The organism is Herbiconiux flava, from assembly GCF_013409865.1.
Lineage (GTDB): Bacteria > Actinomycetota > Actinomycetes > Actinomycetales > Microbacteriaceae > Herbiconiux > Herbiconiux flava.
On the sequence record NZ_JACCBM010000001.1, the window covers coordinates 2,542,002 to 2,568,495 of the forward strand.

The 26,494-nt window shown below is 71.7% G+C and carries 22 protein-coding genes; 12 read left to right on the plus strand and 10 right to left on the minus strand.

Features of this window, described 5'->3' with window-relative positions:
* Positions 1-17 precede the first annotated feature (17 nt).
* Positions 18-4,844 (plus strand): glycoside hydrolase family 3 N-terminal domain-containing protein, encoded by a 4,827-nt coding sequence (locus tag BJ984_RS12225; protein ID WP_179548260.1) that lies wholly within the window; start codon positions 18-20, stop codon positions 4,842-4,844.
* Between the two features lie 36 nt (positions 4,845-4,880).
* On the opposite strand, the gene BJ984_RS12230 is transcribed toward BJ984_RS12225, so the two are convergent.
* Positions 4,881-5,906 carry an NADPH:quinone reductase gene (locus tag BJ984_RS12230; protein WP_179548261.1) on the minus strand — a complete coding sequence of 342 codons (1,026 nt, stop codon included), beginning with the start codon at positions 5,904-5,906 and terminating at the stop codon, positions 4,881-4,883.
* Between the two features lie 41 nt (positions 5,907-5,947).
* The gene (locus BJ984_RS12235; protein WP_179548262.1) at positions 5,948-6,541 is read right to left on the minus strand and encodes a TetR/AcrR family transcriptional regulator; all 594 of its coding nucleotides are present in this window, start codon (positions 6,539-6,541) and stop codon (positions 5,948-5,950) included.
* 53 nt (positions 6,542-6,594) lie between these two features.
* Between BJ984_RS12235 and BJ984_RS12240 the strand changes: the two genes are divergently transcribed.
* The 3 genes from BJ984_RS12240 (at position 6,595) to BJ984_RS12250 (ending at position 10,354) form a co-directional block, all read left to right on the plus strand.
* Positions 6,595-7,785 (plus strand): hypothetical protein, encoded by a 1,191-nt coding sequence (locus BJ984_RS12240; protein WP_179548263.1) that lies wholly within the window; start codon positions 6,595-6,597, stop codon positions 7,783-7,785.
* A 123-nt stretch (positions 7,786-7,908) separates the two neighbouring features.
* The gene (locus BJ984_RS12245) at positions 7,909-9,375 is read left to right on the plus strand and encodes a GntP family permease (protein WP_179548264.1); all 1,467 of its coding nucleotides are present in this window, start codon (positions 7,909-7,911) and stop codon (positions 9,373-9,375) included.
* A gap of 4 nt (positions 9,376-9,379) precedes the next feature.
* Complete coding sequence (locus BJ984_RS12250; protein ID WP_179548265.1) at positions 9,380-10,354, plus strand: methyltransferase family protein; 975 nt, start codon at positions 9,380-9,382, stop codon at positions 10,352-10,354.
* On the opposite strand, the gene pgi is transcribed toward BJ984_RS12250, so the two are convergent.
* Together pgi and pnuC are read right to left on the minus strand one after the other, a co-directional pair.
* Positions 10,320-12,062, minus strand: a complete 1,743-nt coding sequence (gene pgi / locus BJ984_RS12255) for a glucose-6-phosphate isomerase (protein WP_179548266.1) — start codon at positions 12,060-12,062, stop codon at positions 10,320-10,322. The two genes, BJ984_RS12250 and pgi, sit on opposite strands and share 35 nt — an antisense overlap.
* A 31-nt stretch (positions 12,063-12,093) precedes the next feature.
* Positions 12,094-12,762 carry a nicotinamide riboside transporter PnuC gene (gene pnuC / locus BJ984_RS12260; protein ID WP_179548267.1) on the minus strand — a complete coding sequence of 223 codons (669 nt, stop codon included), beginning with the start codon at positions 12,760-12,762 and terminating at the stop codon, positions 12,094-12,096.
* Positions 12,763-12,892: 130 nt separating this feature from the next.
* Here pnuC and BJ984_RS12265 point away from each other — a divergent pair, with 130 nt between their 5' ends.
* Positions 12,893-14,902 (plus strand): ABC1 kinase family protein, encoded by a 2,010-nt coding sequence (locus BJ984_RS12265; RefSeq protein ID WP_179548268.1) that lies wholly within the window; start codon positions 12,893-12,895, stop codon positions 14,900-14,902.
* Here BJ984_RS12265 and BJ984_RS12270 read toward each other — a convergent pair.
* A complete protein-coding gene (locus BJ984_RS12270; RefSeq protein ID WP_179549447.1) occupies positions 14,880-16,370 on the minus strand; it encodes an FAD-dependent monooxygenase in 1,491 nt (496 codons plus the stop codon). The two genes, BJ984_RS12265 and BJ984_RS12270, sit on opposite strands and share 23 nt — an antisense overlap.
* 151 nt (positions 16,371-16,521) lie before the next feature.
* On the opposite strand from BJ984_RS12270, the gene BJ984_RS12275 reads away from it, so the two are divergent.
* On the plus strand, positions 16,522-16,770 hold the full coding sequence (locus tag BJ984_RS12275; protein ID WP_218870061.1) for a hypothetical protein: 249 nt from the start codon (positions 16,522-16,524) through the stop codon (positions 16,768-16,770).
* A 63-nt stretch (positions 16,771-16,833) separates the two neighbouring features.
* Here the strand turns inward: BJ984_RS12275 and BJ984_RS12280 are convergent, their stop codons facing one another.
* Positions 16,834-17,727, minus strand: coding sequence for an Ltp family lipoprotein (locus BJ984_RS12280; RefSeq protein ID WP_179548269.1), 894 nt, complete (start codon positions 17,725-17,727; stop codon positions 16,834-16,836).
* 183 nt (positions 17,728-17,910) lie between these two features.
* On the minus strand, positions 17,911-18,849 hold the full coding sequence (locus BJ984_RS12285) for a hypothetical protein (RefSeq protein WP_179548270.1): 939 nt from the start codon (positions 18,847-18,849) through the stop codon (positions 17,911-17,913).
* A gap of 241 nt (positions 18,850-19,090) precedes the next feature.
* Here BJ984_RS12285 and BJ984_RS12290 point away from each other — a divergent pair, with 241 nt between their 5' ends.
* Positions 19,091-19,390, plus strand: coding sequence for an ArsR/SmtB family transcription factor (locus BJ984_RS12290; RefSeq protein ID WP_179548271.1), 300 nt, complete (start codon positions 19,091-19,093; stop codon positions 19,388-19,390).
* A gap of 140 nt (positions 19,391-19,530) precedes the next feature.
* On the opposite strand, the gene BJ984_RS12295 is transcribed toward BJ984_RS12290, so the two are convergent.
* Both BJ984_RS12295 and BJ984_RS12300 read right to left on the minus strand, forming a co-directional pair.
* Entirely contained in the window at positions 19,531-20,202 is a 672-nt protein-coding gene (locus BJ984_RS12295) for a winged helix-turn-helix transcriptional regulator (protein ID WP_179548272.1), read from the minus strand.
* 7 nt (positions 20,203-20,209) lie between these two features.
* Positions 20,210-20,644 (minus strand): VOC family protein, encoded by a 435-nt coding sequence (locus BJ984_RS12300; RefSeq protein ID WP_173180848.1) that lies wholly within the window; start codon positions 20,642-20,644, stop codon positions 20,210-20,212.
* Between the two features lie 84 nt (positions 20,645-20,728).
* Between BJ984_RS12300 and BJ984_RS12305 the strand changes: the two genes are divergently transcribed.
* Genes BJ984_RS12305 through BJ984_RS12315 form a run of 3 tightly spaced genes read left to right on the plus strand, consistent with a single transcriptional unit; the run spans position 20,729 to position 22,735 of the window.
* Positions 20,729-21,094 (plus strand): PadR family transcriptional regulator, encoded by a 366-nt coding sequence (locus tag BJ984_RS12305; protein WP_179548273.1) that lies wholly within the window; start codon positions 20,729-20,731, stop codon positions 21,092-21,094.
* The gene (locus BJ984_RS12310; protein WP_179548274.1) at positions 21,091-21,639 is read left to right on the plus strand and encodes an HAAS signaling domain-containing protein; all 549 of its coding nucleotides are present in this window, start codon (positions 21,091-21,093) and stop codon (positions 21,637-21,639) included. Before BJ984_RS12305 ends, BJ984_RS12310 begins: the two co-directional genes overlap by 4 nt.
* Before the next feature lie 58 nt (positions 21,640-21,697).
* A complete protein-coding gene (locus BJ984_RS12315; protein WP_271206573.1) occupies positions 21,698-22,735 on the plus strand; it encodes an LLM class flavin-dependent oxidoreductase in 1,038 nt (345 codons plus the stop codon).
* Between the two features lie 39 nt (positions 22,736-22,774).
* On the opposite strand, the gene BJ984_RS12320 is transcribed toward BJ984_RS12315, so the two are convergent.
* Positions 22,775-23,536, minus strand: a complete 762-nt coding sequence (locus BJ984_RS12320; protein WP_179548275.1) for an SDR family NAD(P)-dependent oxidoreductase — start codon at positions 23,534-23,536, stop codon at positions 22,775-22,777.
* Between the two features lie 199 nt (positions 23,537-23,735).
* Here BJ984_RS12320 and BJ984_RS12325 point away from each other — a divergent pair, with 199 nt between their 5' ends.
* The gene (locus tag BJ984_RS12325) at positions 23,736-25,256 is read left to right on the plus strand and encodes an ATP-binding cassette domain-containing protein (protein ID WP_271206572.1); all 1,521 of its coding nucleotides are present in this window, start codon (positions 23,736-23,738) and stop codon (positions 25,254-25,256) included.
* Positions 25,246-26,457 carry a multiple monosaccharide ABC transporter permease gene (mmsB, locus tag BJ984_RS12330; RefSeq protein ID WP_179548277.1) on the plus strand — a complete coding sequence of 404 codons (1,212 nt, stop codon included), beginning with the start codon at positions 25,246-25,248 and terminating at the stop codon, positions 26,455-26,457. The genes BJ984_RS12325 and mmsB overlap by 11 nt, the downstream gene beginning before the upstream one ends.
* Positions 26,458-26,494: the final 37 nt, after the last annotated feature.

Sequence of the window (26,494 nt, forward strand, 5' to 3'; positions counted from 1 at the left end):
GTCATGAAGGAGTGACAGTGCCCGCAGTCGGTCAGAGGTCCGCCGCTATCCGAGAATCCCGACGTCGGCCCTCGCGCCCCCGGCTCGCCCGCGGTGCTCTCGCCGCCGCTCTCGTCACCGCACTTCTCGGCACCGGCCTCGTCGCCGGCGGTTCCGCCGCGACGGCCGCGGAGCCCGACCTCGCCCGTGCCGGCACCACGACGGCCTCGGCCTCCCAGAACGACAAGGACGGGGACTTCCCGGCCTCGAACGCCACCGACGGGAACGACACCACCCGCTGGGCGAGCGGCAACGGTCCCGACGAGGACACCACCTTCACCGCGAGCCTGACGAGCGACCTCGGCTCGGTGGCGACCGTCAGCGGCGTCACCATCACCTGGGAGGCCGCGTTCGCAGCCGCCTACGACGTGCAGGTCGCGACGTCCGCCCCCGAGGACGAGGCGAGCTGGAGCACCGCCGCCTCGGAGACGGCGGGCGCCGGTGGCACGGAGGAGCTCGTCTTCGACGCCCCCGCCCAGGCTCGGTACGTGCGGCTCGCGATGCTGAAGCGCACCGCCGCCACCTGGGAGGCGCCGGTGCTGCACTGGTACGGCTACTCCGTCTACACCTTCGCCGTGCACGGCACCGTCGCGGTGCCGACCGCCGGCTTCGACCATCAGGCGATCGACGTCGCCGCCGGCTCCGACGCGGCGGTCGACGTCACGGTGAACAGCCCCGCCGACACCGACCAGACCGTGCGTGTCACGAGCGCCGACGGCAGCGCCGTCGCGGGCACCGACTTCACGGCGGTCGACCAGGTCGTCACCGTGCCGGCCGGCGAGACCTCGGCCGCGGTCACGATCCCGACCGTGTCGCAGGGGCCGCTGACGCCCGTGCGCACCTTCACGCTGCAGCTCTCCGACCCGTCGGACGGGATCACGCTCGGCTCGCGGGACACCGCCGTGGTGAGCATCCGCCCCACCGGCGAGCTGCCGAACGACGGCCCCCGCACCGTGCTGCACGACTTCGAGTCGGGCGTGCCGGCCGGCTTCACGACCTGGTCGAGCACGGATGCGCTGAAGCCCGTTCTGACGACGGCCGCCGATGACACCGTGCCCGGCGCCGCCGCGGAGAACCAGGTGCTGGTCGCGACCGTGTCGGGCGAGCCGACCGCGTCGGACTGGTTCGGCTTCACGAACGACACCGCCGCGAGCGACTGGTCGGCCGCGGACGGTTTCGGCTTCTGGTTCCTCGGCACCGGCAGTGACCGCACCCTCGGCTACGAGGTGAAATCGGACGGGAAGCTGTTCGACCGCACCGTCGTCGACGACAGCGTCGGCTGGCGCTGGATCGGCGTGCTGTTCACCGAGCTCCGGGTCAAGGGCTCGCCGGACGACCCGGCGCGCTTCGACCCCTCGGCCTCCACCGGCTTCGCCGTCACCCTCACCGGGCTCGGCGCGGGCAGCTGGGCCTTCGACGACGTCGCCGTCTTCGAACGCGTCACGACCCTCGAGGACTTCCAGGGCGACGTGCCGCTCAGCACCTCGGCCGACCCGATCGGCTTCTTCACCTGGGGCTCCGCCGAGGGGCTCGCCAGCATGGCCGTGACCGCGCAGGAGCGGGGCGACGTGCCCGACAACCGGGTGCTCTCGGGCGACTACCTGATCCCCTCCGGCGGCTACGCCGGCTTCAGCGACAACCTCGCCTCCTCGCAGAACTGGAGCAGCTACCAGGGCATCCGCTTCTGGTGGTACGCCTCCCAGGCCTCGAACCCGGCATCGCCGACCGCCGGCGACGACATCAAGGTCGAGCTGAAGGACGGCGGCCCCGACGGCGAGCACTCCGAGCTCTGGACCGCCACCTTCAAGGACAACTGGGGCAGTTCGACGAGCCGCTGGAAGCTGGTGGAACTGCCGTTCAGCGCGTTCTCGATCGGCTCGTACCAGCCGGGCAGCGCCGAGACCCAGAACGGCTCGCTCGACCTGACGAGCGCCTGGGGCTTCGCCGTCACCTTCACCCCGGGCAAGGCGACCAGCACCGGCTGGGCCGTCGACGACGTGCAGCTCTACGGCACCCCCGAGCAGGCGGCGAACCTCACCGTCGGCACCTCGCAGGCCGTCTACCTGCTGAACCCCGGCGACACCGCCCAGGTGGGCGTGACCGTGTCGACCTCGAACGGCGAACCGCTCGATCAGGCCGTCGCCGTCGACTACGGCCCCGGCGCGGGCACCGCCGAGATCGGCACGCACGTCGCGGAGTTCGGCGGCACCCTGGAGTTCCCGGCGGGAACCGCCTCGGGGGAGACCAGGAGCTTCGACGTGACGGCGCTGCCCGCCGGATCCTCCGGCGACCAGGCCCGCGCGGTGCCGGTGGTGCTGGACGCCGACGGCGCGCAGCTGCCGCCGGACGCGCCGAAGGTCGTCGTGAACGCCTACGGGCTGCCCTACCTCGACGAGTCGCTGCCGACGGCGGCCCGCGTCGACGACCTGATGGGCCGGATGAGCCTGGCGGAGAAGGTGGGGCAGATGGCGCAGGCCGAGCGCCTCGGCCTGACCTCGCCGAGCCAGATCGCCGACCTCGGTCTCGGATCGATCCTCTCGGGCGGCGGTTCGACCCCGGCCGAGAACACCCCGGAGGCGTGGGCCGACATGGTCGACGGCTTCCAGGCGGAGGCGCTGTCGACCGCGCTGCAGATCCCGCTGCTGTACGGCGCCGACGCCGTGCACGGGCACAGCAACGTGCTCGACGCGACGATCTTCCCGCACAACATCGGTCTCGGCGCCACCCGCGACCCCGCCCTCGTGCAGACGCTGGCCGAGGACACCGCGATCGAGACCAAGACCACCGGCGTCAACTGGGCGTTCGCCCCCTGCCTGTGCGTCACGCGCGACGAGCGCTGGGGCCGCAGCTACGAGTCGTTCGGCGAGGATCCGGCGCTCGTGACCGCGTTCTCGGAGGCCGGCATCGTGGGCCTGCAGGGCGAGGATCCGACCGACAAGACCGCCGCCGACGAGGTGCTCGCGACCGCGAAGCACTGGGTGGGCGACGGCGGCACCGGGTACGACGCCTCGAAGGCCGGGAACGGCTACCCGATCGACCAGGGCCTCACGGTCTCGCCCTCGCTCGAGGACTTCATGACGACGCACGTCGACCCCTACCTTCCGGCCATCGCCGCCGGGGTCGGCAGCATCATGCCCTCGTACTCGGGAGTCGACATCGCCGGGTCGGGTGACGTGCGGATGCACGAGAACACCGCCCTGAACACCACCCTGCTGAAGGGCGAGCTCGGCTTCGAGGGCTTCCTGATCAGCGACTGGGAGGGCATCGACAAGCTGCCCGGCGGAACGTACGCCGAGAAGGTCGTGCGCTCGGTCAACTCCGGACTCGACATGGCGATGGCGCCGTACAACTTCGGCGCCTTCATCACGAGCGTGACCGACGCGGTGACCACCTCCCACACGATCGACCAGAGCCGGGTCGACGACGCGGTCCGCCGCATCCTGACCCAGAAGTTCGAGCTCGGCCTGTTCGAGAGCCCGTTCTCCGACCGCAGCGAGGCCGGTGCCTTCGGCGGAGCCGACCACCGGGCCGATGCCCGCGAGGCGGCCGCCGAGTCGCAGGTGCTGCTGAAGAACGACGAGGTGCTGCCGCTGGCCGACGACGCCTCGCTCTACGTCGCCGGCTCCAACGCCGACGACCTGGGCAACCAGATGGGCGGCTGGACGATCTCGTGGCAGGGCGGCTCGGGCCCGACGGCCACGACCGGCACGAGCATCCTCGAGGGCATCCGCGAGGTGGCTCCGGATGCGGCGGTCACCTTCTCGGAGGACGCGTCGGCCCCGATGGAGGCCGGCCAGGTCGGCGTCGTGGTCGTCGGCGAGACGCCGTACGCCGAGGGGCAGGGCGACGTCGGCAACAACGGGCACAGCCTGTCGCTGACCGAGGCCGACCGCACGAGCATCGACCGCGTCTGCGCGGCGATGGACTGCGTCGTGCTCGTCGTCGCGGGCCGCACCCAGCTCGTCACCGACCAGCTCGCCGAGATCGACGGCCTCGTGGCCTCCTTCCTGCCGGGGAGCGAGGGCGCCGGCGTGGCCGACACGCTGTTCGGCGACGTGCCCTTCACCGGGCGGCTGCCGCTCAGCTGGCCGGCGAGCGCCGAGCAGGTGCCGATCAACGTGGGAGACGACGACTACCAGCCGCTCTACGCCTACGGCTGGGGCGAGCGAACGGATGCTCCGCGGGAGCGCCTCTCGGTCCTCGCCGAGGCGCTGCCCGCCGACTCCGCCGCGCGGGCCGCGGTCGAGGCGCTCGTCGCCCTGCCGGTCTGGACCGACGCCGGAGCGGTGATCGACTCCGACGAGGCGCGGGCCGCGGTGGCTCAGGCGGCCGCGGACGCCGCCGCGACGTTGACCGGCACCGCCGCCTTCCCCCAGGCCGATCCGGTGGTCTCGGTGGTGCGCGATCTCGCACAGGCGGCGATCGTCGCCGGGAGCGCGGTGACGGGCGACGCCTCGGCCGCCGTGACCGCCGACGCGGAGCACGTGCTGCTCGGCGGTGACCCGGTTCAGGCCGTGACGCTCCTGGCCTCGGTGTTCGGGGCGACGGTCGTCGACCCCGGTGAGGAGCCCGGGGAGCCGGGTACGCCTGGTGATCCTGGAACCCCGGGGCCGGGCACCGGCCCGGGCCAGGGCCAGGGCCCCGGAACGGGCGGCCCGGGTTCGGGCGAGGCCGGAGGCTCCGGCCCCGGCGGCGGGCTGGCCGCCACCGGGAGCCAGGCGGCCGTGGTCGTGCTGGCCGCGCTGCTGGCGCTCGGTGCCGGAGCCGGTCTGCTGCTGACCCGCCGTCGCCGGCGCCGCGCCTAGGGGAGTACGACGCCGTCGGCGTCGCGCCGGCCGGGCCTAGCCCGCGTCCGGCGCGACGTCGATGAGCACCTTGCCCACGGTGCCCTGCTCGACGGCGTCGTGCGCCTCCGCGGTGCGCTCGAGCGGGAAGCGCGTGAGCGGCAGCCCGTTCTCCTCGCCGACACCGAGGGCACCGTCGGACAGGGCGGCGGTGATGTCCTCCGCGGCGGCGGACAGGGCATCCTGCCCCACCGTGTAGAGCAGCAGGAACTGGTAGCGCGCGTTGATGGCGAAGTGCCCGCGCACGTCGAGGGTCACCTCGTCGCCGCCGTCGTTCGCGTACACGGCGATGCTGCCGTGGTTCGCGAGCACCCGGGAGTTCAGGCCCGCGTTCCGGGCGGGGGAGACCTCGACGACGAGGTCGACGCCGTCGGGCGCGGCCTCGCGGATGCGGTCGGCGGCGTCGTCGGTGCGGTAGTTCACCACGACGTCGGCTCCGGCCGCTCGCGCGAGCTCGGCCTTGGCATCGGAGGAGATGGTGGTGATCACCGTCGCGCCGGCCCAGTGGGCGAGCTGGATGGCGGCGTGCCCCACGGCCCCGGCTCCGCCGGCGACGAGCACGGTGCGGCCGTCCAGCGCGCCGGGGGCGAGCCTCGCGGGGCCGGACTCGTGCACCGTGAGCGCGCGGTGGGCGGTCATCGCCGGCACGCCCATCGAGGCGCCGACGTCGAAGGAGGCGCCGTCGGGCAGCGGCACGACCCGCTCGACCGGCAGCACGGTGAACTCCTGGGCCGTGCCGCCCGGTCGCTGGTGGGCCGAGAGGAACGACCACACGCGGTCCCCGGGCGTGAAGGCGGTGACCCCGGAGCCGACGGCGTCGACGACACCCGCCCCGTCCTGGTTCGGGGTCTGTTCCGCGGCAGCGGCCGCGCCGCCGCCGCTGCGGTTCTTCCAGTCGGTGGGGTTCACGGCCGACACGACCACCCGCACGCGCACCTCACCGGGGCCCGGTTCGGGCACCGGGCGCTCCTCGAGGCGCAGGACGTCGGAGGGGCCGGTCTCGGAATACACGATCGCTCTCATGCCCCCATCCAACTCCTGGACGGGGGTGGTGCATTCCCCGTTCAGGCGGCGCGCAGCACCTGCTCGGCCGAGACGGCCGCCCGGTGCCCGAGACTCCGGAGCGCCTCGGGGTCGCGGCCCATCCGCGAGAGCTGGATCAGCGCCTGCGAGAGCGCGACGATCTCCGCCGCCGACAGCGCGAGCTCGGCTGGGTCGAGCGGTCGTGGAGCGGCCGTGCCGAGGGCGCGGGCGACCGCCGCCTCCATGGCGTCGACGGTGCGGGTGCTGATGGCCGCGATCTCCGGGTCGGTGCCCAGCTCGGAGACGGTGTTGAGCATCAGGCAGCCGCGCCGGTCGGGGTGGGACAGGCAGTCGTCGACGATCGCGTCGAAGTAGGCGGCGACGGTCTCCTCGAGGCCGGGGCGGGGGACGACGAAGACCGACTCGACCACGGCCGCGCGCCGGGTGCAGTAGCGCCGGTAGGCGGCGAGGAAGAGCTCCCGCTTGCTGCCGAAGGCCTGGTAGAGGCTGCCATTGGCGACTCCGGAGGCGGCCGAGACCTCGGCGAGTGAGGCGGCCCGGTAGCCGTGCACCCAGAAGACCTCGATCGCGGCATCGAGGAGCGCCGCCTCGTCGAAGGCCCGAGCCCGTCCCATGCGCCCACGCTACCGGACGCTCGTCGGCCCCTCGTGACGTGCCACGATGGAGTGTGAGCGGGATGGATGTGGCGTGGCTGTCGGCCGACGCCGGGGTCGTCGAAGCGGCGATGGCCGAGGAACGGCGTTCGGAGCGGCCGCGCTGGCTGCCGAACCGCCGGCAGCTGCTGGTGCACGTCAACACCTGCCTGCTGATCTGGTACCTCGCGATCGTCCTGCTCACGGTCGGTGTGCGGGTCGACACGGCCCAGGACGGCACCGTCCGCGTCGCCGACGTCGTCACTCTCGCCGGTGCGGCGATCGTGCTGGCCATCTGGCTCGCCGGCACCGTGCTGCTGCGGCGCTGGGCCGCGCGTCCGCCCTCGGCGCGTGCCCGTCTCGCGGACTGGCGGCGCACGCTCACCGCCCTCGCCAACGGCTTCGAGTCCCGTCCCACCCAAGGCGCCCCCTTCGCGTCGCTGATCACCACCGGCGGCCGACCGCTGGCGTCGGGCGGTCACGGGCGCGCGCCGGGCAGCCGGGTGACCGCGTATCCCCGGTACGTCGCCCCGGGTGCGGAGTTCGGCATCCTGCGTGGCGGCCCCGGGCGATCCGGCGACCACTGGCACTACCTCAGCGTCACGCTGCCGGCTCCGCTGCCGCACCTCGTGCTGGACGCCACGGCGAACGACCACCCGCTCGAGTCCGACCTGCCGACCGGCGTCGACCGCAGTCAGCTGATCCGGCTCGAGGGCGGCTTCGACGAGCACTTCCGGGTGTACTCGCCGGTGGAGTACCGCACGGGCGCCCTCTACGTGCTCACCCCCGACGTGATGGCGGCACTGATCGACCACGCCTCGGACTTCGACGTCGAGATCCTCGACGACCGGCTGGTGATCTTCCGGCCCGGGCCCGCCGACTTCGACGACCCGGCCACCTGGCAGACCGTGGGGGCTCTGCTGGCCGAGGTCGTGCCGCGCATCGTGCGGAAGGCCGAGCGGTTCTACGACGAGCGGGTGCCCGGGCAGGAGACGCCACGGCTGCTCGCCCGCCTCGAGGCCGAGCGCGAGCATCCGGAGCTGCCCTGGATCGAGCCGGTGCCCCGGATCGGCCCCGACGGCCGCCGCCTGGCCCTCCGCGACGGCTGGAGCGCCACGAAAGCGGTCGTGGGCGCCGTCGGCTGGCTCGCCCTGCTCGTGCTGCTCTACCCCGTGCCGGGCGTCTTCGCGTTCGCCGGCCTCATGTCGATCGTCGACGGGCGGTAGCAGACCCGCACAGGTTCGCTCGCGCCCGCCCGGGCCCCCGAAGGGGGAACTGACGCTCGAGCGCAGGTGCCCTATCCTGTGACGAGTCGCGCAGGGGGCGCGCCTTCTCCTGAGAGGCCCGTCATGCCCGAGTGGTACACCCTGGGTGTCGTCGCCCTCGTGATCGTGGCGGTCGTCGTCGTGATCGTGCGATTCCGCGTCAACCCGGTCATCGCGCTCGCCCTCGGCGCCGCCGCGATCGGTCTGCTCACCGGCCTCGGGCCCGTCGACACCGTCTCGACGATGACCCAGGGCTTCGGCGACGTGATGATGGAGGCGGGCATCCTGATCGGCTGGGGCGTGCTGATCGGTGCCATGCTGAACGAGCTCGGAGCCATCACCCGGCTCGTCGAGAGCCTGATGCGGGTCTTCGGGCGACGCGGCATCCCGTACGCCCTGGGGCTGTCGCTGGCCACCTACCTGCAGACGATCTTCGTGGACGTGCTGATCGTGATCGCGGCTCCGCTCGCCCGGCGGATCGCCCCGCGGCTCGGCCGCGTGGGCACCGGCATCGTCGGGGTGACCTTCGCGGTCGGGCTCGAGATGGGCATCGTGATGATGGTGCCCGGCTTCGCCGCGGTCGCCCTCGCGGGCCTGCTCGGCGTGCCGCTCGGCGTGATGATGCTCGGCGGCTTCGCGGTGGTGGCGCCGACCGTGGTGCTGACCATCGTGCTGATGTCGCTGTTCTTCCGGCTCGGGTTCTGGAACCCCGAGCGAGACGAGCAGGTCGTGGTGCGCGACGACGACGAGGCGGTCGCCTCGGTCTCCACCGGGGGTGCGGCTCAGGCGGTCGCGACCGGACACGACCCGTTGGTGAGCACCGAGACGGGATCGGTGCGCACCCGCGTCGGCGGCGTGCCCCGAGGCCCGGCGGGCAGCCGGCCGGTCGACCGCGAGGAGCGCGAGCAGCCTTTGCTGCTGCTGTTCGCCCCGATGCTCGTGGCCCTGCTGCTGATCGCGGCCCAGGCCGTGCTCTCGGTCGCCGGGATCGAGGTGCCGACGATGCAGTTCCTCGGCAGCCCGGTGATCGCGCTGCTGCTCGCCGTCATCGCGACCGGCGTGATCGGGCGGGCCGCCGTCGGCACGAAGCGCATCGAGAAGGCGGTCGTCAAGGGCTTCCAGGACGGCGGCCAGATCTTCCTGCTCACCGGCATCGGCGGCTCGCTCGCCGCCGTGATCGCGAAGGGCGACCTCGGCGCGGTGCTGCAGGGCTACTTCTCGGCGACCTCGTTCGCGCCGCTGCTGCTGGTCTGGGCGATGGCGGCCGTGCTGCACATCGCGGTCGGCTCGGTCACCCTCTCGGCCATCACCGCCGCGGGCATCATCGCTCCGGTGGCGGCGACCATGGGGCTCGACCCGCTGCTGATCGCGCTGGCCGCGGGATCGGGCGCGCTGTTCTGCATCCACGTCACCTCCAACACCTTCTGGCTGCTGCAGACCTTCCTCGACCAGTCGGTGCGCGGCACCCTCAAGACGGTCACCGTGGGCGTCTCGCTCGCGTCGGTGATCGCGCTCGGGATGACCCTGCTGATCTCGCTCGTGCTGCTCTGACCCGATGAGCCGACAGCGCGCGGGGGCGCGTTCCTACTTCGCCGTGCAGGCGGTGGCCGGTGCCGTCTGGTGGCTGATGGTGTTCACCCTGCCGTGGGTGCGGGAGGCGACGCTCGGCGGCCTCGACCCGGTGGCGGTCGCGGTGCTCGACGTGCCGCTGTTCGTCGTCGCCTCGGCCGTGGCCGCCATCGGGCTCCGGGTCGCCGCGGCGATCGCCGCCGGGTGGACGGTGCTCGTCGCCGTCGGTCTCGCGGGCTACGCCACGGCGACGGGGGAGGCGGGCTGGGGCGTCGTCGCCATGGCGCCCGCCGCGGCCGGCTCGGTGCTGGCGGCCTGCGTGCTGGTGCTCGGCCGCGTGCCCACCTCGTGGCTCGTGCGGGGCCCGTTCGCGTTCCACCCGGCCCCGAGCCGCCCCGGCCGGGCCCGCAACGTGCTCACGACCTTCGCCCAGATCGTCGTCTTCTGGGGCGTCTGCCTCGTCGTCCTGCCGCTCGTCGTCGCCGCGCTCGAGGAGCGCTGGCAGCTCACTCCGGCGCTCCCGCCGCTCGCCACCTCGCTCGTGTCCGGCGCGGGCGCCGTGCTGCTGGTTCTCGCCAGCGCCCTCGGCGTCTGGTCGGCGGTGACGATGTCGACCCTCGGCGACGGCACGCCGCTGCCGATGGCCTCGACGAACCGCCTCGTGATCGCCGGCCCCTACCGCTGGGTGCGCAATCCTATGGCGGTCGCCGGCATCGCCCAGGGCGTCGCCGTCGGCCTGCTGCTCTCGTCGTGGCTCGTGGTGGTCTACGCCCTGGCCGGCTCCCTCGTCTGGAACTACGCCATCCGCCCCTTCGAGGAGGCCGATCTCGAGCGGCGCTTCGGTGCCGCGTTCGACCGCTACCGCCGCGCCGTGCGCTGCTGGCTCCCGCGCGTGCCGAGGGCCGCGCGGGAGCCGTCGCCGCCCGCTAGGAGGAGCGGAGCGACAGGTACTTCGCGATGAGCGACTTCGTCGAGGAGTCCTGCTCCTCGAGCGCAGCCTGGTCGCCGTCGACCGCCGGGGCGATCTGCAGGGCGAGCTGCTTGCCGAGCTCGACACCCCACTGGTCGAACGAGTCGATGCCCCAGATGGTCCCCTCGGTGAACACGATGTGCTCGTAGAGGGCGATCAGCTGACCCACGACGCTCGGCGTGAGCGCCGGCGCGAGGATCGACGTCGTCGGCCGGTTGCCGCTGAACACGCGGGCCGGGACGACCGCCTCGGCGGTTCCCTCGGCGCGCACCTCCTCGGCCGTCTTGCCGAAGGCGAGGGCCTTGGTCTGGGCGAAGAAGTTCGCGAGGAACAGCGCGTGCACGTCGGCGCCCGGCGCCACCGCCGCGCCGTCGCCGACCTGGTCACGCAGCCCGTGGGCGGGGTTCGCCACGGCGATGAAGTCGGCCGGGATCAGTCGTGTGCCCTGGTGGATCAGCTGGTAGAAGGCGTGCTGACCGTTGGTGCCGGGCTCGCCCCAGAAGATCTCGCCGGTGTCGGTGGTGACGGGGGAGCCGTCCCAGCGCACGCTCTTGCCGTTGGACTCCATGGTGAGCTGCTGCAGGTAGGCCGGGAAGCGGTGCAGATACTGCGCGTACGGCAGCACCGCGTGGCTCTGCGCGCCGAGGAAGTTCGAGTACCAGACGTTCAGCATGCCCATCAGTACGGGCACGTTCCGCTCGAGCGGGGTGGTGCGCATGTGCTCGTCGATGGCGTGGAAGCCCGCCAGGAAGTCGCGGAACCCGTCGGGCCCGATCGCGATCGCCACCGAGGTGCCGATGGCCGAGTCGACCGAGTACCGGCCGCCCACCCAGTCCCAGAAGCCGAAGGCGTTCTCGGGGTCGATGCCGAAGGCGGCGACCTTGTCGAGCGCGGTCGACACGGCCACGAAGTGCTTGGCGACGGCGCCCGTCCGGGCCTCGTCGCTGTCGTCGATGGCTCCGGATGCGGTCAGCCGCTCCCACAGCCACTGACGCGCCAGTCGGGCGTTGGTCAGCGTCTCCAGCGTGCCGAAGGTCTTCGAGGCGACGATGAACAGCGTCGTCTCGGGGTCGAGGTCGGCGGTCTTCTCGTAGATGTCGGAGGGGTCGATGTTCGAGACGAAGCGCACCGCGAGTCCGGCCTGCACGTAGGGCTTCAGCGCCTCGTAGACCATCACGGGCCCGAGGTCGGAACCGCCGATCCCGATGTTCACCACGGTCGCGATCCGCTTGCCGGTGACACCGGTCCACTCGCCCGAGCGCACGCGGTCGGCGAAGGCGTAGACCTTGTCGAGCGTGCCGTGCACCTCGGCGTCGATGTCGGCGCCGTCGACCACGAAGCCCGCCGGCGGCTCGAGACCCTCACCGTCCGCGGTCCCGCCATCCGGTCGCCGCAGGGCCGTGTGCAGCACGGCCCGGTTCTCGGTCACGTTGATGTGCTCGCCCGAGATCATGGCGCGGTAGCGCTCGGCGACCCCGGCGTCCTCGGCCAGCTGCAGCAGCTGAGCCAGGATCTCGTCGGTGACGAGGTTCTTCGACAGGTCGACCGTCAGGTCGGCGGCCTGGAAGGTGTACCGCTCGGCACGGTCGGGCTCGGCGGCGAACCAGCCCCGCAGGTCGGGCTCGAAGCCGTCGGCGGTGCCGAGGAGGGCCCTCCACGCGTCGGTTGAGGTCGGGTCGAGGGGCGCCGATTCGGCCATGTTCTCTCCTGAGGATCGTCCGTCGCGCCGGCTAGACCGGGACGCGCTTGCCTTCGAATCTACTGCCGGTGCGGGCACGCGCCCAGACGAAGAAGCCGATCAGGGTGAACACACCGTAGAAGAGGTACATGAACGCCGAGGCGTAGTAGCCGGCGCCGATCAGGAGCGGCACGCCGACCACGTCGACGGCGACCCAGATCAGCCAGAACTCCGTCCAGCCCTTGGCCATGCCGTAGGTCGCGAGCAGCGAGCCGACGAACACCCAGGCGTCCGACCAGACCGGCTCGTAGGAGCCGAGCGCGGTGAACACCGGGGTCAGCAGCGCCGTGCCGCCGACGAGTCCGACGGCCAGCAGGATGCGCGTGCGCCCGCTCGCCCAGCGGGGCACGACCGCGGCTCCCGTCTCGCCGCGCGCCTTCCGCCACTGGTACCAGCCGTAGACCGACACGATGATGAACATCACCTGCCGCCCCGCCTGCCCGAACAGGTTCACGGGGTTCGGCGTGCCGAACACGGCGCCGAGGAACACGGTGAACAGCAGCACGTTGCCGACGATGCCGACGGGCCAGGCCCAGACCTTGCGACGCATGCCGCCGAGCGCGCTGGCGAGGCCGAACACGTTGCCCACCACCTCGCGCCACAGCACGGTCTGGTCGCCGATGTGCAGCTGGGCGTCGAAGAGCCACTCGATCACATTCACGAGCCCTAGAACGGCGGCGGATGCTCGGGCATTCCCCATCCGCGCGCCGTCGTCCGCCCGCCGGCCGCCCCGTTCGCTACCCTGAGCACCAGACACCGGGCGCCACCCGGCCGGCAGGGGGACCAGACGCATGCTCACCGACGTACTCACCGTTCTCCTGGCCGTCGTGTCGGCGGTGCTCGTGGGCTTCGTGGCCCGGCGCATCCTGGACACCCCGGTCGGCTGGCCGCGCAGCATCGTCGTCGGCCTGATCGTGTTCGCCACGGGGCTGCCGTTCGCCTCGTGGCTCGTCGACCAGACCGGGCTGCTGCCCGACGGCCAGACCCGCGAGCTGCGCGTCGCCCTCACCGTGCTCGCCGTCGTGCTGCTCGCGGTCGCGTGGGTGTTCGCCCTGGGGGTCGGCGTACTGGTCGCGCTCGAGGCGATCGTGCCGACGCGTCCGCTGCCGAACCCGATCGACGTCGTGCGCGCCGCGGTCCGCCGGCGGAAGCGCACCCGGCGCTACCTCGCGATCGTGGGCATCGCCACGCGCCACGGCGCCGGCTGGCTGTTCCACGGCCACTCGCGCATCCAGCACGAACTGACCACGAGCGAGCAGCGGGCGCAGGCGCTGGTCGCCACGATCAACGAGTCGGGCGTCACCTTCGTCAAGCTCGGCCAGGTGCTCTCGACCCGCCGCGACCTCGTGCCCGAGCCCTACCTCAGCGCGCTGGCCTCCCTCCAGTCGGGGGCGACGACGCTGCCGTGGGAGACCATCCGGCCGGTCATCGAGGAGGCCCTGGGCGCCCCGCTGGAGACCGTGTTCGCGTCGGTCGATCCCGAGCCGCTGGCCGCGGCATCCGTCGCCCAGGTGCACCGGGCCGTGCTGCTCGACGGCACGGCGGTGGTGGTGAAGGTGCAGCGGCCCGCCGCGCGGGCGCAGGTCGAGGCCGACGTCGACATCATCGTGCGCCTCGCGCACCGCGCCGAGGAGCGCACCCAGGCGGGGCACGACCTGCGGCTGGAGTCGGTGGCCCGCGGCTTCACCGGCACGCTCCTCGACGAGCTCGACTACCGCATCGAGGCGACGAACGTCGAGATGATCCGCAGCACCCTCGAGCACGCCGGCGCCGACGACGGGCACGGGCACGACGTGACGATCTCGGTGCCGCACGTCTACCCGGCGGCGTCGGGCACGCGGGTGCTGACGATGGACCTGGTGGCCGGCGTCCCGCTCAGCAGCGCCGCCGACGAGCTCTCGTCGCTCTCGACGGAGGCTCGGCAGGCCCTCGCGAACGGGCTGATGATGACCGTGCTCGAGCAGATCCTGGTGCACGGCGTCTTCCACGCCGACCTGCACCCGGGCAACGTCATCCTCACCCCCGACGGAGCGCTCGGACTGATCGACTTCGGGGCGGTCGGCATCATCGAGCGCAGCCAGCGCAGCTACCTCACCGCGCTCATGCTCGCGGCCGTCAGCGAGGACGACATCGCCGCGACCGAAGCGCTGCTGCTCATCGTCGACGTTCCGGCCGACGCCGACCTCGACGCCCTGCGGCACGACGTCGGCGTCGTGATCACGACCGAGCGGTTCCGGCCGAAGGGCAGCCAGTCGATCTTCACCCGCCTGCTCGACGTCATCCGCCAGCACCACATCGCGCTGCCCGGCGACCTCGCCTCGGCCTTCCGCAGCTTCGCCACCCTCGAAGGCTGTCTCAAGGTGCTCGACCCCGGCTTCGACATGTTCGAGCAGGCGCTGCCGATGGTGCCGAAGCTGCTGCGCCGCGACCAGTCGCTCCGCCGCACCGTCACCAGCGTGCAGGCGCAGGCCGCCGTCGGCGCCGCGCGGCTGCGCACCCTGCCCGGGCGTCTCGACGCGCTGCTCTCCGGCGTCGAGGACGGCACCTTCTCGCTCAAGCTCAAGGCGTTCAGCGACGACGCCGGTCAGGGCTTCGTGCAGTCGATCGCCTCCGAGCTCGTGGGCACGCTCATCTCCATCGCGGCGGTCGTCATCGCCCTTGTGCTGATCGTCACCGACTCGGGGCCGCTGCTCACCGAGGGGCTGCGGTTGTTCGACCTGTTCGGGGCGTTCATCGGGTTCCTCGGCTTCCTGGGGCTGCTGCGGGTCGTGCGGCAGATCATCGTCCGCCGGCGGCGCTGACCGGCCCGCTCGCCGGCCGCGGCTCGCCGAACCACCGTCGCAGCGCCCGTCCGAGCGCCGCCTCGTCGTCGCCCGCCCACGCGACCCGGCCGTCGGGGCGCAGCAGCAGGGCGGGGGCGGGCAGTGCCGCTGCGTCGTCGCCGGGGAGCGCCACCAGATCGGCCCGGTCGGTCCAGCCCTCGAGCGTGAGGGTGCCCGTGCCGTCGAGCAGCAGGCCGCGGCCGGCGCGGGTGAGGTCGTAGAGGCGGCGGTTGCCGCCGAGCGGGAGGTCGCGCATCCGTCGCCCCACCAGGTCGAACGGGTCGTCGTCGCCCTCGCGCGGGGCGTAGCGGATGCCGAGGCCGCTGACCCGCCCGGCGACCAGCCGCGCTACGTCGTCGAGCTGCAGCAGCTCGCCGAGCAGCTGCCGCACCGCCTGCGGCCCCGGAGCGGGGGAGAGCAGCTCGCTCTGGGCGCGCGTGAGCGTCAGCACCTCCTCGGCGACCGGCCGCCGTTCGGCCTCGTAGCCGTCGAGCAGCCCGGCCGGCGCCCAGCCGGCGACCTCGGCGGCGAGCCTCCAGCCGAGGTCGAAGGCGTCCTGCAGGCCGAGGTTCAGGCCCTGGCCCCCGAGCGGCGGATGCACGTGCGCCGCGTCTCCCGCCAGCAGCACCCGGCCCGCCCGGTAGCGCTCCGCGAGGCGCGTGGCGTCCGTGAAGCGGGTCAGCGAGCGCGGCTCGCGCACCCCGAAGTCGGTGCCGGCGTAGGCGTGCAGCTGCGTACGGAACTCCTCGAGCGTCGGCGGCACGGTGCGGTCCTCGGCGACCGAGGCGGCAGGCACGACCGCGCGGTGCAGCCCGTCGCCAGCGGGCCCGATGCCGAAGCCGCGGTGGGTGCGGCGCACCTCGGCGGAGATGCGGGCGACCTCCTCGGGCGCGACCGAGCCGTCGAGCTCGACCTCGCCGAGCAGCCACTCGGTCGAGGCGGCCTCGCCCGGGAAGCCGATGCCGGCCAGGCGCCGCACCGTGCTGCGCCCGCCGTCGCAGCCGACCAGCCAGCGGCCGCGCAGCCGGCCGCCGTCGGTGAGCAGCACGTTGACGCCGTCCGCATCCTGCTCGAAGGCCTCGAGCACGGCACCGCGCCGGAGCTCGGCCCCGAGCTCGACCGCCCGTTCGGCGAGCAGGCGGTCGGTCGTGGGCTGCGGGATGCCCAGCACGTAGTCGTGGTCGGAGTCGAGCTCCACCGTGGCGCCCTCGAGCCCCGCGAGACCACGGCCGGCGCCGGGGTAGCGCTGTCCGTGCGCCAGGAAGCGGTCGAGGAGCCCGCGCAGAGCGAGCACCTCGACGCTCCGGGCGTGCAGGCCGAGCGACCGCACGGCCGGGTTCGGCTGCGCCTCCCGCTCGAGCACCACCACGTCGACCCCGTGCAGCCGCAGTTCCGCGGCCAGCATCAGCCCCGTGGGCCCTCCTCCGCTGATGATCACGTCGTGCATCCGCTCCTCCTCCTGCCGCCCCTTGCCCGGGCGGCCCGCCATTCTGCCTGGTCGGAGGGGCCTTGCGGCAAGCCCCGTGCCCTCCGTTATCCTGGAGATGCGGGCGCGGCAAGGGGTTGGCCGGCGCGCGCACTCGTCGCATGCTGGGGCCATGACCGACGACACCCCGTTCCAGAACCCCGCCCACGGCACCGACGACGACACGCAGCTCGACGAGATCGAGACGGCGGCGAGCGTCGACGAGGTCGCCGAGGAGGTGCGCGACGCCATCCGCCACGGCGAGGTGGAGGACGACGTCTCCGACGTGCTCGAGGAGCGCCTCGAGGAGGTCGGCGTGCACCTGCGCCCCGAGACCATCGACGACATCGCCGACGACATCGAGAACGACGTCTCCCACTGACCCCGGCTGCCGCCAGCGGCTGATCCCGGCGGCTGATCCCGGCGGCGGCAAGGGACCGGCGGGTCAGCCGTTCAGGTTCTGGACCGCGTAGTCAGCTTCCTCGGGCGTGAACTTCTCTCCGTACTCACTGGCAAGTTGATCGCGGATGGCCTCTGGGGACATGGCCATCGTCTCCTGGTACTCCCGAGCCTTGAGCAGGGCGTTCTTGTTCCAGTCCGCGGTCATGGTGTCGACGGCGTACTGAGCCGCCTCTGCCGAGAACTGCTCGCCGTACTCGGACGTCAGCTGGTCGTAGATGCCCCTCTTGCTCATGTGCATCAGCTCGGAGTAGCTGATCGCTTTGATGAGTGCCGATCCGTACTCCACCGGCACCGAGGGGGCCGCTTCAGGCTCCGGCGCGGCGGGTGCTGGCGGCGCGGGCTCCACCGGCGCGGCGGTAGGCGTGGCGACGGCGGCCTCGGTCTCGGTCGGCGATGGGCTCGGCGACGGTGATTTCGCGGGTTCCTCGACCACGATCGACACCGGATCCTTGACGGAGGAAGAGTTCACGGCGGCACCCAGACCTGCCGTGACACTGATGGACGCCAACACCGCGATGCCGCCCGTCACGAGGCCCGCGACAGCCATTCCCTTTGACTGCTGCTTGCGCAGCGCGAGGACGGCGAGCACCACCGCGGCGATGCCGACGAGGGCTCCGAAGATCGGCACCAGTCCGAACAACAGTGCGACGATCCCCACGATGAGGGCGGCGAGGGCCAGCGCGATGGGGCGCGCGGCGCCGGTCGCCGGTTGAGGCGCGACCGGCGGAATGGTGGCCGTCGCGGTGGCCTGAGCGACCGGGGTCGCGGAAGCTCGCACCTGGTCCGACCAGTTCGTCCCGTCCCAGTAGCGGTCAAAGCCCGCGTTCTGGGCGTCGGGGTACCAGCCTCCGGGAGGCAGATCGGTGGGGTTCGACATCGTGACCTTCTTCGTTGGCGGGGTTGAACGGTGACGGCCCGCACCTGGCTGACAACGCACCCCCGGTCGGCTCATGAAAGCTACAGGTGACGAGCATGGTTGGGTAAGTCCCCGATCAGGGGCCGTCCAGCGAGACCGAGGCCCCGCCAGCAGAGTGCCGCGTCAGGCAGAGGTCGGCGCGGGTCAGCGGGAGGTGTCGGCGCCGAAGGCGACGCCGAGGGCGAAGAGGGTCGAGACCCCGTAGTGCTCCATCGCGGCGGCGACGCGGCGGCGGCCCGTACGGGGGTTGATGCCGAGCTGGCGGGAGGCCGTCTCGAGGGTGACGCCCTGGCGCATCAGCACGAGCAGCGGTGCCCACGGGTTCTCGGCGGGCTCGGCCGGCGTCGCGCGCTGCCAGAGCAACTCGAAATACTGCTCCGCCATACCGGCGAGCGCCGCGTTCCGCACGCCGAGCACGCTCGTCGGCCGGCCCTCGCCCCAGTCGAACGGCAGCGCGAGCTGGTCGCCGTCGACCCAGAACCAGCTCGGCGGCGCGTCGAGCAGGCGGTAGTCGACGCCGACGCCGCGGTAGGCGACCATGCGCTGCTGGGCGAGCGGGTCATCGCCGGCCCAGGTCGGCATGATCACGCGCACCCGGTCCTTGCCCGCCATCGCCCGGCCGAAGCGCGCCGCGCGCTCGGGGTCGGGCTTCAGGAAGCGGTCGACCTCGGGCAGCAGAGCGTTCAGCGTTCCGGTGTCGTGCCGCGCCGTGTCGAACCAGAGGTCCTCCGACGCGTGCTTGCCGTGCCGGATGCTCACCGGCACGGGGTCGCCCGACGACTCGCCGACGGCCCAGTGCCGCAGCAGGGAGGGCAGCTCGGCGACCACCGCCTCCATGTCGGCGAGAGCGGTCTCGGCGCGCCGGCGCAGCTCGGCCGAGTGGTCGGCCACGGTCTCGGCGGCCCACGACGCCGGGTTGACGTAGGCCAGCTCCGTGCATCGGCCGCCGACGAGCCCGCGAGCGCGGAACAGGTCGACTCTGGCGCGCGCCTCGTCGGCGGGCAGGTGCGCGAGCGCCGCCACGTCGTCGATCGTGGCGGGCCGGCCCCGCAGGATCACGGCCAGCAGTGTCTCGTCGTCCATGCCGCCCCTCGTGGCCCGGTGCAGTCCGTGGCCCGGTGCACTCCGACGGGCACCCACGGATCGAGCGCCGTCGGCTCATCGTGGCCTCCAGCGGCCACGGGCGCAAGCCGGGCAGGGCGCGGATGCCCGTTTCCGGACATCCTCCGTCGGGAACGCCGCCCGATCCGGCGCCGGGCGACCGGTTCCGTTCGCATCGCGACAGGGTCCGCCGGGCCGACCCGCACGGTGGAAGGCTCGGACCATGGGCGGTCTACCGGTGTGCGACGTCGAAGTGGTCTACAGCGTGCTCGGCATCGACCCGGCTCGCCCCGAGCTGCTGCGCACGCTGCTCGCCCTCGGGCCGACCACGGTCGAGGCCGCTGCCCGTGCCGCGGGCCTCAGTGACGGCGCGGCCCTGCAGCGCGACGTCGACGAGCTGGTGGCCGCCGGCCTCGTGCACGAGACCGCCGACGCGGGAGAGCGGCTCTTCACCGCCGATGCCACCGCCATCGAGGCCATGTTCCACTCCCTCTGGCGCCACATCGACCGCTTCGGCATCTGAGCCGGCGCCGCCCGCCAGGTGACCGGCGGCCCGCTCATCCCGCGCCGCCGGACGCCAGGTGGTCGGCGGCCCGTTCATGGCGCGAGCGAAGCCCGCATCGCTTCACGCCACGGGGCGACCGTCGCCCCGGGTGCCGTGGGTCACGCCGCCACGCGGAACGTGCTCGCGAAGCGGTCGAGCAGCTCCCCGCGACCGCCGAGCACTTCGACCACGCCGGTCTCGATGGCCTGCCCTGCCTCGAGCTCGCCCGTGATCAGCCGGCGGATGCCCGGGCCCGCCGCGAAGGCGAGATCGACCGGCCCCACGCCACCGAGCCCACTCCCTGACGCGTCGCCGCCCGGCGTCACGTCGAGCTCGTCCCCGTCGACCCGGATGAGCAGATCGACCGCCCCGAACCGGCCTGCGTAGGACGTCGTCGGCAGTTCGAGGGCCGTTCGTGGCCGGAAGGCGCTCCGCAGGTCCATCGTCATCGACTCGGCCGTGATGAGCTGCTCCTCCCGCGGCTCGTCCATCGCCTTGAACCCCCAGGCCCCGAGCGCGAGCACCACCGGCTCGAGCTCGCGGCCGTAGGGGGTCAGCTCGTACACGATGACCCGCGACCGCGGCGCCCGGCGGATCACCCCTGCCGCCTGCAGCTCCTTCAGCCGCGCGGCGAGGATGTTGCTCGGAATGCGGTGCAGCCCCGCCGCCAGCTCCCCGTACCGGCGTGGCCCCACGAGCAGATCGCGCACGATCAGCAGTGCCCAGCGCTCACCGACGAGCTCCATGGCCCGGGTGATGCCGGAGTACTGCCCGTAGTCGCGCGCCGCCACGAGCGCGTCAGGCCTGCTGGCCGAGGAACGCCTCGGGCCCCTTCTCGGCCGCCACCGGCTCCATCCAGCCGAACTCGAGGATGTTGCCGTCGGGGTCGGTGAGCTGGCGCTGGTACATGAAGCCGTAGTCGGACGGGGCCTGCGCCTCGGTGCCGCCCGTCGCGAGACCGGCCTCGGCCCGCGCATCCACCTCGTCGCGGGTGTCGAAGAAGATCGCCGTCGAGACCGAGGGGCTCACCGAGGGGTCTCCGATGGGCAGCTCGGTGAAGGTCTGGAAGTAGTCGCGGGTGAGCAGCATGAAGGCGCTGTGGTCTTTCTCGATCACGACGCAGGCGGCGTTGTGGTCGCTGAAGAGCGGATTCACGGTGCCGCCGATCGCGGTGTAGAACGCCTTGGCGCGCTCGAGATCGGTGACGGGCAGGTTCACGAAGAGAGAGGTCATGACGTCGATACTTGCAAAAAACAAGTGCGGGGTCAACAGCGAATTCCGAGCTCGAGTAATGCATGGCCGCATATGATGTGATGCATGACAAGTGATGTGGGAGCCCAGCTGAGGAAAGGGGTCGTCGAGTACTGCGTGCTCGGCCTCCTCCAGCAGGCGCCCGCGTACGGCTGGAAGATCTCCGAGCGGCTCACCTCGCTCGGCCTGATCGGCAGCATCGGCACGCTCTATCCGCTGCTCGCGCGCCTTCGGGCTCAGGGCCTCATCGTCAGTCATGCCGATTCGCCCGACTCCGCCCGGCCGCGCAAGTACTACACGCTCACCGCGGCGGGGGAGGCCCAGCTCGACGTCTTCCGCCGGCAGTGGCAGCCGTTCGCAGCCGCCGTCGACGCGGTGATCTCCCCTGAATCCACCCCCACTGAACAGACCACGACCGAAGGACGATCATGACGAGCACCACCGAGCCCCTGAGCGGTGCTGCACGCCGCTACCTCCGCGAGCTGGAGACCGCGCTGGCCACGGCGCCCGCCCCGCTCCGCGCGGAGATCGTGGGCGACATCGAGAGCGAGCTGAGCGGGCTCGACGAGGCGCAGAGCAGTGTGCGGATCGCCGCTCTCGGCGATCCCCGCGCGATAGCCGCCGACGCCGTCGCCGAGAACCGCACGGCGCCCGAGCTGCTGCCGGTCTCGAGGACCTACCCGACCCTGACAGCGATCGTGCTCACGGTCGGCTGGTACCTCGTGCCCGTCGTCGGCTGGATCGCCGGCCTCGTGATGATCGGCATCGGCGACCGCTGGTCGGCCGCGACGCGCCGGAACGCCATCCTCGCCTCGGTCGGCGGCGCCGTGCTGGCCGTGCTCGCGCTGCTCGTCTTCCGGGCGACCGAGCTGTGGCTGCCCGGCCTGATCGCGTTCGGCGTCATCCCGCTGCTCGTCAACATCTTCGTGGGCTCGTCCCTGCGCAGCCATTGGGGCGAGGTGGAGCGCCGGCCGTGAGACGGCAGCCGTCCGGGCCGGGCGGAATGCGCATCCGCTCGTCGCTGTTGCACACCCCGTGACCGCACAGAACCGCAAGAACATCGGCTTCCTCTCCTTCGGGCACTGGACGCCGTTGCCCCAGTCGAAGACCCGCAGCGCCGCCGACGTGCTGCTGCAGTCGATCGACCTGGCTGTGGCGGCCGAGGAGCTGGGGGCCGATGGCGCCTACTTCCGCGTGCACCACTTCGCCCGCCAGCTCGCCTCGCCGTTCCCGCTGCTCGCCGCGGTCGGCGCCCGCACCTCGACCATCGAGATCGGCACCGGCGTGATCGACATGCGCTACGAGAACCCCTTCTACATGGCGGAGGACGCGGGTTCGGCCGACCTCATCTCGGGCGGTCGACTGCAGCTCGGCATCAGCCGGGGATCACCTGAGCAGGTCATCGAGGGCTACCGCTACTTCGGTTACCGGCCCGGTGACGGTCAGGACGACGCCGACCTCGCCCGCGAGCACACCCGGGTCTTCCTCGAGGTGCTGAAGGGCGAGGGCTTCGCCGAGCCGAACCCGCGGCCGATGTTCCCGAACCCGCCGGGGCTGCTGCGCCTCGAGCCGCACTCCGAGGGTCTCCGCGAGCGCATCTGGTGGGGCGCGGCGTCGAACGCGACCGCGCGCTGGGCCGCCGAGCTCGGTATGAACCTGCAGTCCTCGACCCTCAAGGTCGACGAGACGGGTCAGCCGTTCCACGTGCAGCAGGCCGAGCAGATCCGCGAGTTCCGGGCGGCGTGGGCGGATGCGGGCCACGACTTCCAGCCCAGGGTCTCGGTCAGCCGCAGCATCTTCGCCATCACGAACGACCTCGATCGCGCCTACTTCGGTGGCGGGGGCGACAGCGAGGACCAGATCGGCAACATCGATGCCAGCATGCGCGCCATCTTCGGCCGCAGCTACGCCGCCGAGCCGGAGCGCCTCGTGGAGCAGCTCGCGAAGGACGAGGCCATCGCCGAGGCCGACACCCTGCTGCTCACCGTGCCGAACCAGCTCGGCGTCGAGTACAACGCGCACGTGATCGACGCGATCCTCACGGAGGTGGCCCCGGCCCTCGGCTGGCGCTGAACCGGCACCGGCGGCGTGGATGCCGCCGGTGCAGGTTCCCTATTTCGCCGCCGTGTAACCGCCGTCGGCCAGGATCGTCTGCGCGGTGATCGCCCTTGACTCGGGCGACGACAGGAACACCACGACCTCGGCGATGTCTGCCGGCTCCATCAGTCGCCGCTGCGGCGTCTGAGCGATCCAGGCATCCATCGTCGCGGGATCGGCCGAACCGACGTCCTTCAGCAGCTCGGTGTTCGTGTAGCCGGGCGCCACGGCGTTCACGCGGACGCCGTGCGGTGCCCACTCGACGGCGAGCGTGCGGGTGAGGGCGGCGATAGCAGCCTTGGTCGCGTCGTAGCCCACGTGCACCTCGGGCCGGGTCGCCGAGAAGGCGGCGATCGAGGAGATGTTGACGATCGTGCCCTCCGTCTCGATCAGCGCGGGCGCGAACTCGCGGCAGACGTAGAAGGTGCCGGAGAGATTGAGGTCGAGCACCTTCGTCCACGCCTCGTCCGAGTGCTCGATGCTCGGACCGTTCAGCGACATCCCCGCGCAGTTGACGAGGTGGTCGACCCGCGAGAATCGCTCGAGGGACGCCCGCGCCAGTTGCGCCACCGACGAGGAGTCGGTGACGTCGGCGGCGAGCCCGAGTGCCTCGACGCCGAACTCGTCAGCGATCTCCATCGCGGTGCGCTCGGCCGCGTCGGGCCGGATGTCGGCTATCACGACCGAGGTCCCGCGGCGGGCGAACCCGACGGCGATCGCCCGTCCGATCCCGCCGGCCGCTCCCGTGATGACGGCGGTGCGTGTGGCTTCGGTCATGTGATCCTCCTCGATCGGGATGGGCGTCGACGGATGCCCGACAGCACCGTCCACGTTCCAGCATGCCACAGGGCGTCAAGTGGCAATGAACAGGTTGACATCTCGAGTCGTCCTGTGTTCAGTAGAGCTGTTCGTGTTCACAGATACGGGACAGATCCCGGGGGAAGCAGCGGCAATGGCGCCAACAGATCTACTCGAGATGCGCGGTATCACCAAGGACTTCCAGGGTGTGAAGGCTCTCGACGGTGTGAGCATCGATCTCCGCCCGAACGAGGTGCTCGCCGTCTGCGGCGAGAACGGCGCGGGCAAGTCGACGCTGATGAAGGTGCTCAGCGGGGTCTATCCCCACGGCAGCTTCAGTGGTGAGATCCGCCTCGACGGCGAGCCCGTGGAGATGACCGGGGTCGCGCAGAGCGAGCGACGCGGCATCGTGATCATCCACCAGGAGCTCGCGCTGACCTCGACGATGTCGATCGCCGAGAACATCTATCTGGGCAACGAGGTGCGTGGTCGTCTCGGCTTGATCGACTGGGAGGAGACCAGGCGCCGGGCGGCGGAACTGCTCGCGACGGTGGGACTCGATGAGAACCCGTCCACCCTCGTCTCCGATCTCAGCGTCGGCAAGCAGCAGCTGGTCGAGATCGCGAAGGCGTTCAGCAAGGACGTGCGCATCCTGATCCTCGACGAACCGACGTCCGCTCTCACCGACGAGGAGTCCGAGCACCTGCTCGGACTCATCGCCGATCTGAAGCAGCGCGGCATCGCATCCATCATCATCAGCCACAAACTGAACGAGATCGAGCGGATCGCCGACCGTGTCACCGTGATCCGCGACGGGGCCGTGGTGGAGACGCTGCCCAAGGCCGAGATCACCCAGGCCCGGATCATCCGGGGCATGGTCGGGCGAGAGCTCAACCACCTCTTCCCCGAGCGGGTCGCGAAGACCATCGGCGAGGAGGTGCTCCGCGTCGAGTCCTGGACGGTGCAGGACGTGGCCGACCCGTCCCGGGCACGCGTGCGGAACGCGAACCTGGTCGCCCGGGCCGGCGAGATCGTCGGTGTCTGCGGCCTCATGGGCGCCGGGCGCACCGAGCTCGCGCTGAGCGTCTTCGGCCAGTCGTACGGCGCCGGATTCTCGGGCGACATCTACGTCGACGGTGTGAGGCGCGACGTCTCCACCGTCAGCAAGGCGATCTCGGCGGGGATCGCCTACGTGACCGAGGACCGCAAGACCCTCGGCCTCCACCTCGACGACGACGTCGTGCAGAACATCGCCTTGCCGAGCCTCCCGCGCCTGCGGCGCCGGGGCTTCGTCGACGAGGACGCGGAGATCGGGGCCGCGAACCGGTTCAGGGAGTCGATGCGCATCAAGACGCCGTCGATCTTCGCGCCCGTCGGGCAGCTGTCGGGCGGCAATCAGCAGAAGGTCGTGCTGAGCCGGTGGATCTTCACCGATCCTCGCGTGCTCATCCTCGACGAGCCGACGCGGGGCATCGACGTCGGAGCCAAGTTCGAGATCTACACGATCATCCAGGAGCTCGCCGCGAGCGGGAAGTCGGTCGTGTTCATCTCGTCCGAACTCCCCGAGCTGCTGGGCATGTGCGACCGCATCGTCGCCATGCACGAGGGCGAGATCACCGGCGAACTGCCGATCGATCGTGCGACGCCCGAGAAGCTCATGGAGCTCATGACCCTCGAGAGGAAGACCGATGACCAGTAGCCAGACGACGACGAGGCCGAAGCCGCCTCGCGTTCGGGAGACGTTCTCCGCGCGGGGAGCCCGCTTCCTCAACCGGTACAGCATGGCCGTCGCCCTGGTGCTCGTCGTGGTGGTGTTCGCGTTCACCACGAAGGGCATCCTGCTGCGCGATCAGAACATCTCCAACCTGGTGGTGCAGAACGGGTACATCCTGATCCTCGCGATCGGCATGGTGATGGTGATCATCGGCGGACACATCGACCTGTCGGTGGGTTCCATCGCCGGATTCGCGGGCGCGGCGGCGGCGATCCTGATGGTGCAGTTCCAGGTGCCGTGGTGGATCGCCCTGATCCTCAGTCTCGTGGTCGGCGGCCTGGCCGGCGCCTTCCAGGGCTTCTGGGTCGCCTACGCGAAGGTGCCCTCGTTCATCGTCACGCTGGCCGGGATGCTCATCTTCCGTGGGCTGACCATCGCGCTCATCGGTGCGAGGAACATCGGCAACCTGCCGGAGCCGTTCGTCTTCCTGGGGGCCGGCTACGTCAGCACCGGGGCGGAGTCGGGCCCCGACCTGCTCACGCTGGGGATCGGCGTGCTCATCGTCGCCGGCATCGTCGGCTGGCAGGTCGTCTCGCGTCGCCGCACGGTGCGGCACGGCGAGAAGCCGGGCAACCTCATCTCCTTCATCGCCGGGCTCGTCGTCGTGTCGGCGGCCATCCTCTGGCTCAGCTACTCCCTGGCCAGCTTCCGCGGGCTGCCCGTGGTGCTCATCATCCTCGTCGTGCTCGGTGTGGGATACACGGTCCTGATGACGAGGACGGTGATCGGCCGCCACATCTACGCCGTCGGCAGCAACCGTCAGACCGCACAGCTGTCGGGGGTGAAGGATCGCCGGATCGACTTCTTCCTGTTCGTCAACATGGGCGTTCTCGCCGCGCTCGCGGGTGTCATCATCACCGCCCGGCTCAATCTCGCGACCTCCGGCGGCGGAACCGGGCTCGAGCTCGAGGCGATCGCCGCTGCCTTCGTGGGAGGGGCCGCGGTGGCCGGCGGGACCGGGTCGATCGCGGGAGCGCTCGTCGGTGGACTCACCATCGGCATCATCAACAACGGCATGTCGATCATGGGGCTCGGCACGCAGTGGCAGCAGACGGTGCTCGGCGTCGTCGTGCTGCTGTTCGTCGCCTTCGACATCTGGAACAAGGGCCGTCGCACCCGTCGCTGAGACGGTTCGAGCAGGCCGAACACACCCTTACCGAGAG

Bases quoted from the DNA above. Each gene is read 5' to 3' on its own strand.
- BJ984_RS12275 (WP_218870061.1), top strand. From the start codon at position 16,522: ATGACCGACGACACCCCGTTCCAGAACCCCGCCCACGGCACCGACGAC.
- BJ984_RS12285 (WP_179548270.1), bottom strand. From the start codon at position 18,849: ATGGACGACGAGACACTGCTGGCCGTGATCCTGCGGGGCCGGCCCGCC.
- BJ984_RS12245 (WP_179548264.1), top strand. From the start codon at position 7,909: ATGCCCGAGTGGTACACCCTGGGTGTCGTCGCCCTCGTGATCGTGGCG.
- BJ984_RS12300 (WP_173180848.1), bottom strand. From the start codon at position 20,644: ATGACCTCTCTCTTCGTGAACCTGCCCGTCACCGATCTCGAGCGCGCC.
- pgi (WP_179548266.1), bottom strand. From the start codon at position 12,062: ATGGCCGAATCGGCGCCCCTCGACCCGACCTCAACCGACGCGTGGAGG.
- BJ984_RS12230 (WP_179548261.1), bottom strand. From the start codon at position 5,906: ATGAGAGCGATCGTGTATTCCGAGACCGGCCCCTCCGACGTCCTGCGC.
- BJ984_RS12320 (WP_179548275.1), bottom strand. From the start codon at position 23,536: ATGACCGAAGCCACACGCACCGCCGTCATCACGGGAGCGGCCGGCGGG.
- mmsB (WP_179548277.1), top strand. From the start codon at position 25,246: ATGACCAGTAGCCAGACGACGACGAGGCCGAAGCCGCCTCGCGTTCGG.
- BJ984_RS12250 (WP_179548265.1), top strand. From the start codon at position 9,380: ATGAGCCGACAGCGCGCGGGGGCGCGTTCCTACTTCGCCGTGCAGGCG.
- BJ984_RS12305 (WP_179548273.1), top strand. From the start codon at position 20,729: ATGACAAGTGATGTGGGAGCCCAGCTGAGGAAAGGGGTCGTCGAGTAC.
- BJ984_RS12310 (WP_179548274.1), top strand. From the start codon at position 21,091: ATGACGAGCACCACCGAGCCCCTGAGCGGTGCTGCACGCCGCTACCTC.
- BJ984_RS12265 (WP_179548268.1), top strand. From the start codon at position 12,893: ATGCTCACCGACGTACTCACCGTTCTCCTGGCCGTCGTGTCGGCGGTG.
- BJ984_RS12325 (WP_271206572.1), top strand. From the start codon at position 23,736: ATGCGCGGTATCACCAAGGACTTCCAGGGTGTGAAGGCTCTCGACGGT.
- BJ984_RS12235 (WP_179548262.1), bottom strand. From the start codon at position 6,541: ATGGGACGGGCTCGGGCCTTCGACGAGGCGGCGCTCCTCGATGCCGCG.
- BJ984_RS12280 (WP_179548269.1), bottom strand. From the start codon at position 17,727: ATGTCGAACCCCACCGATCTGCCTCCCGGAGGCTGGTACCCCGACGCC.
- BJ984_RS12270 (WP_179549447.1), bottom strand. From the start codon at position 16,370: ATGCACGACGTGATCATCAGCGGAGGAGGGCCCACGGGGCTGATGCTG.
- BJ984_RS12290 (WP_179548271.1), top strand. From the start codon at position 19,091: ATGGGCGGTCTACCGGTGTGCGACGTCGAAGTGGTCTACAGCGTGCTC.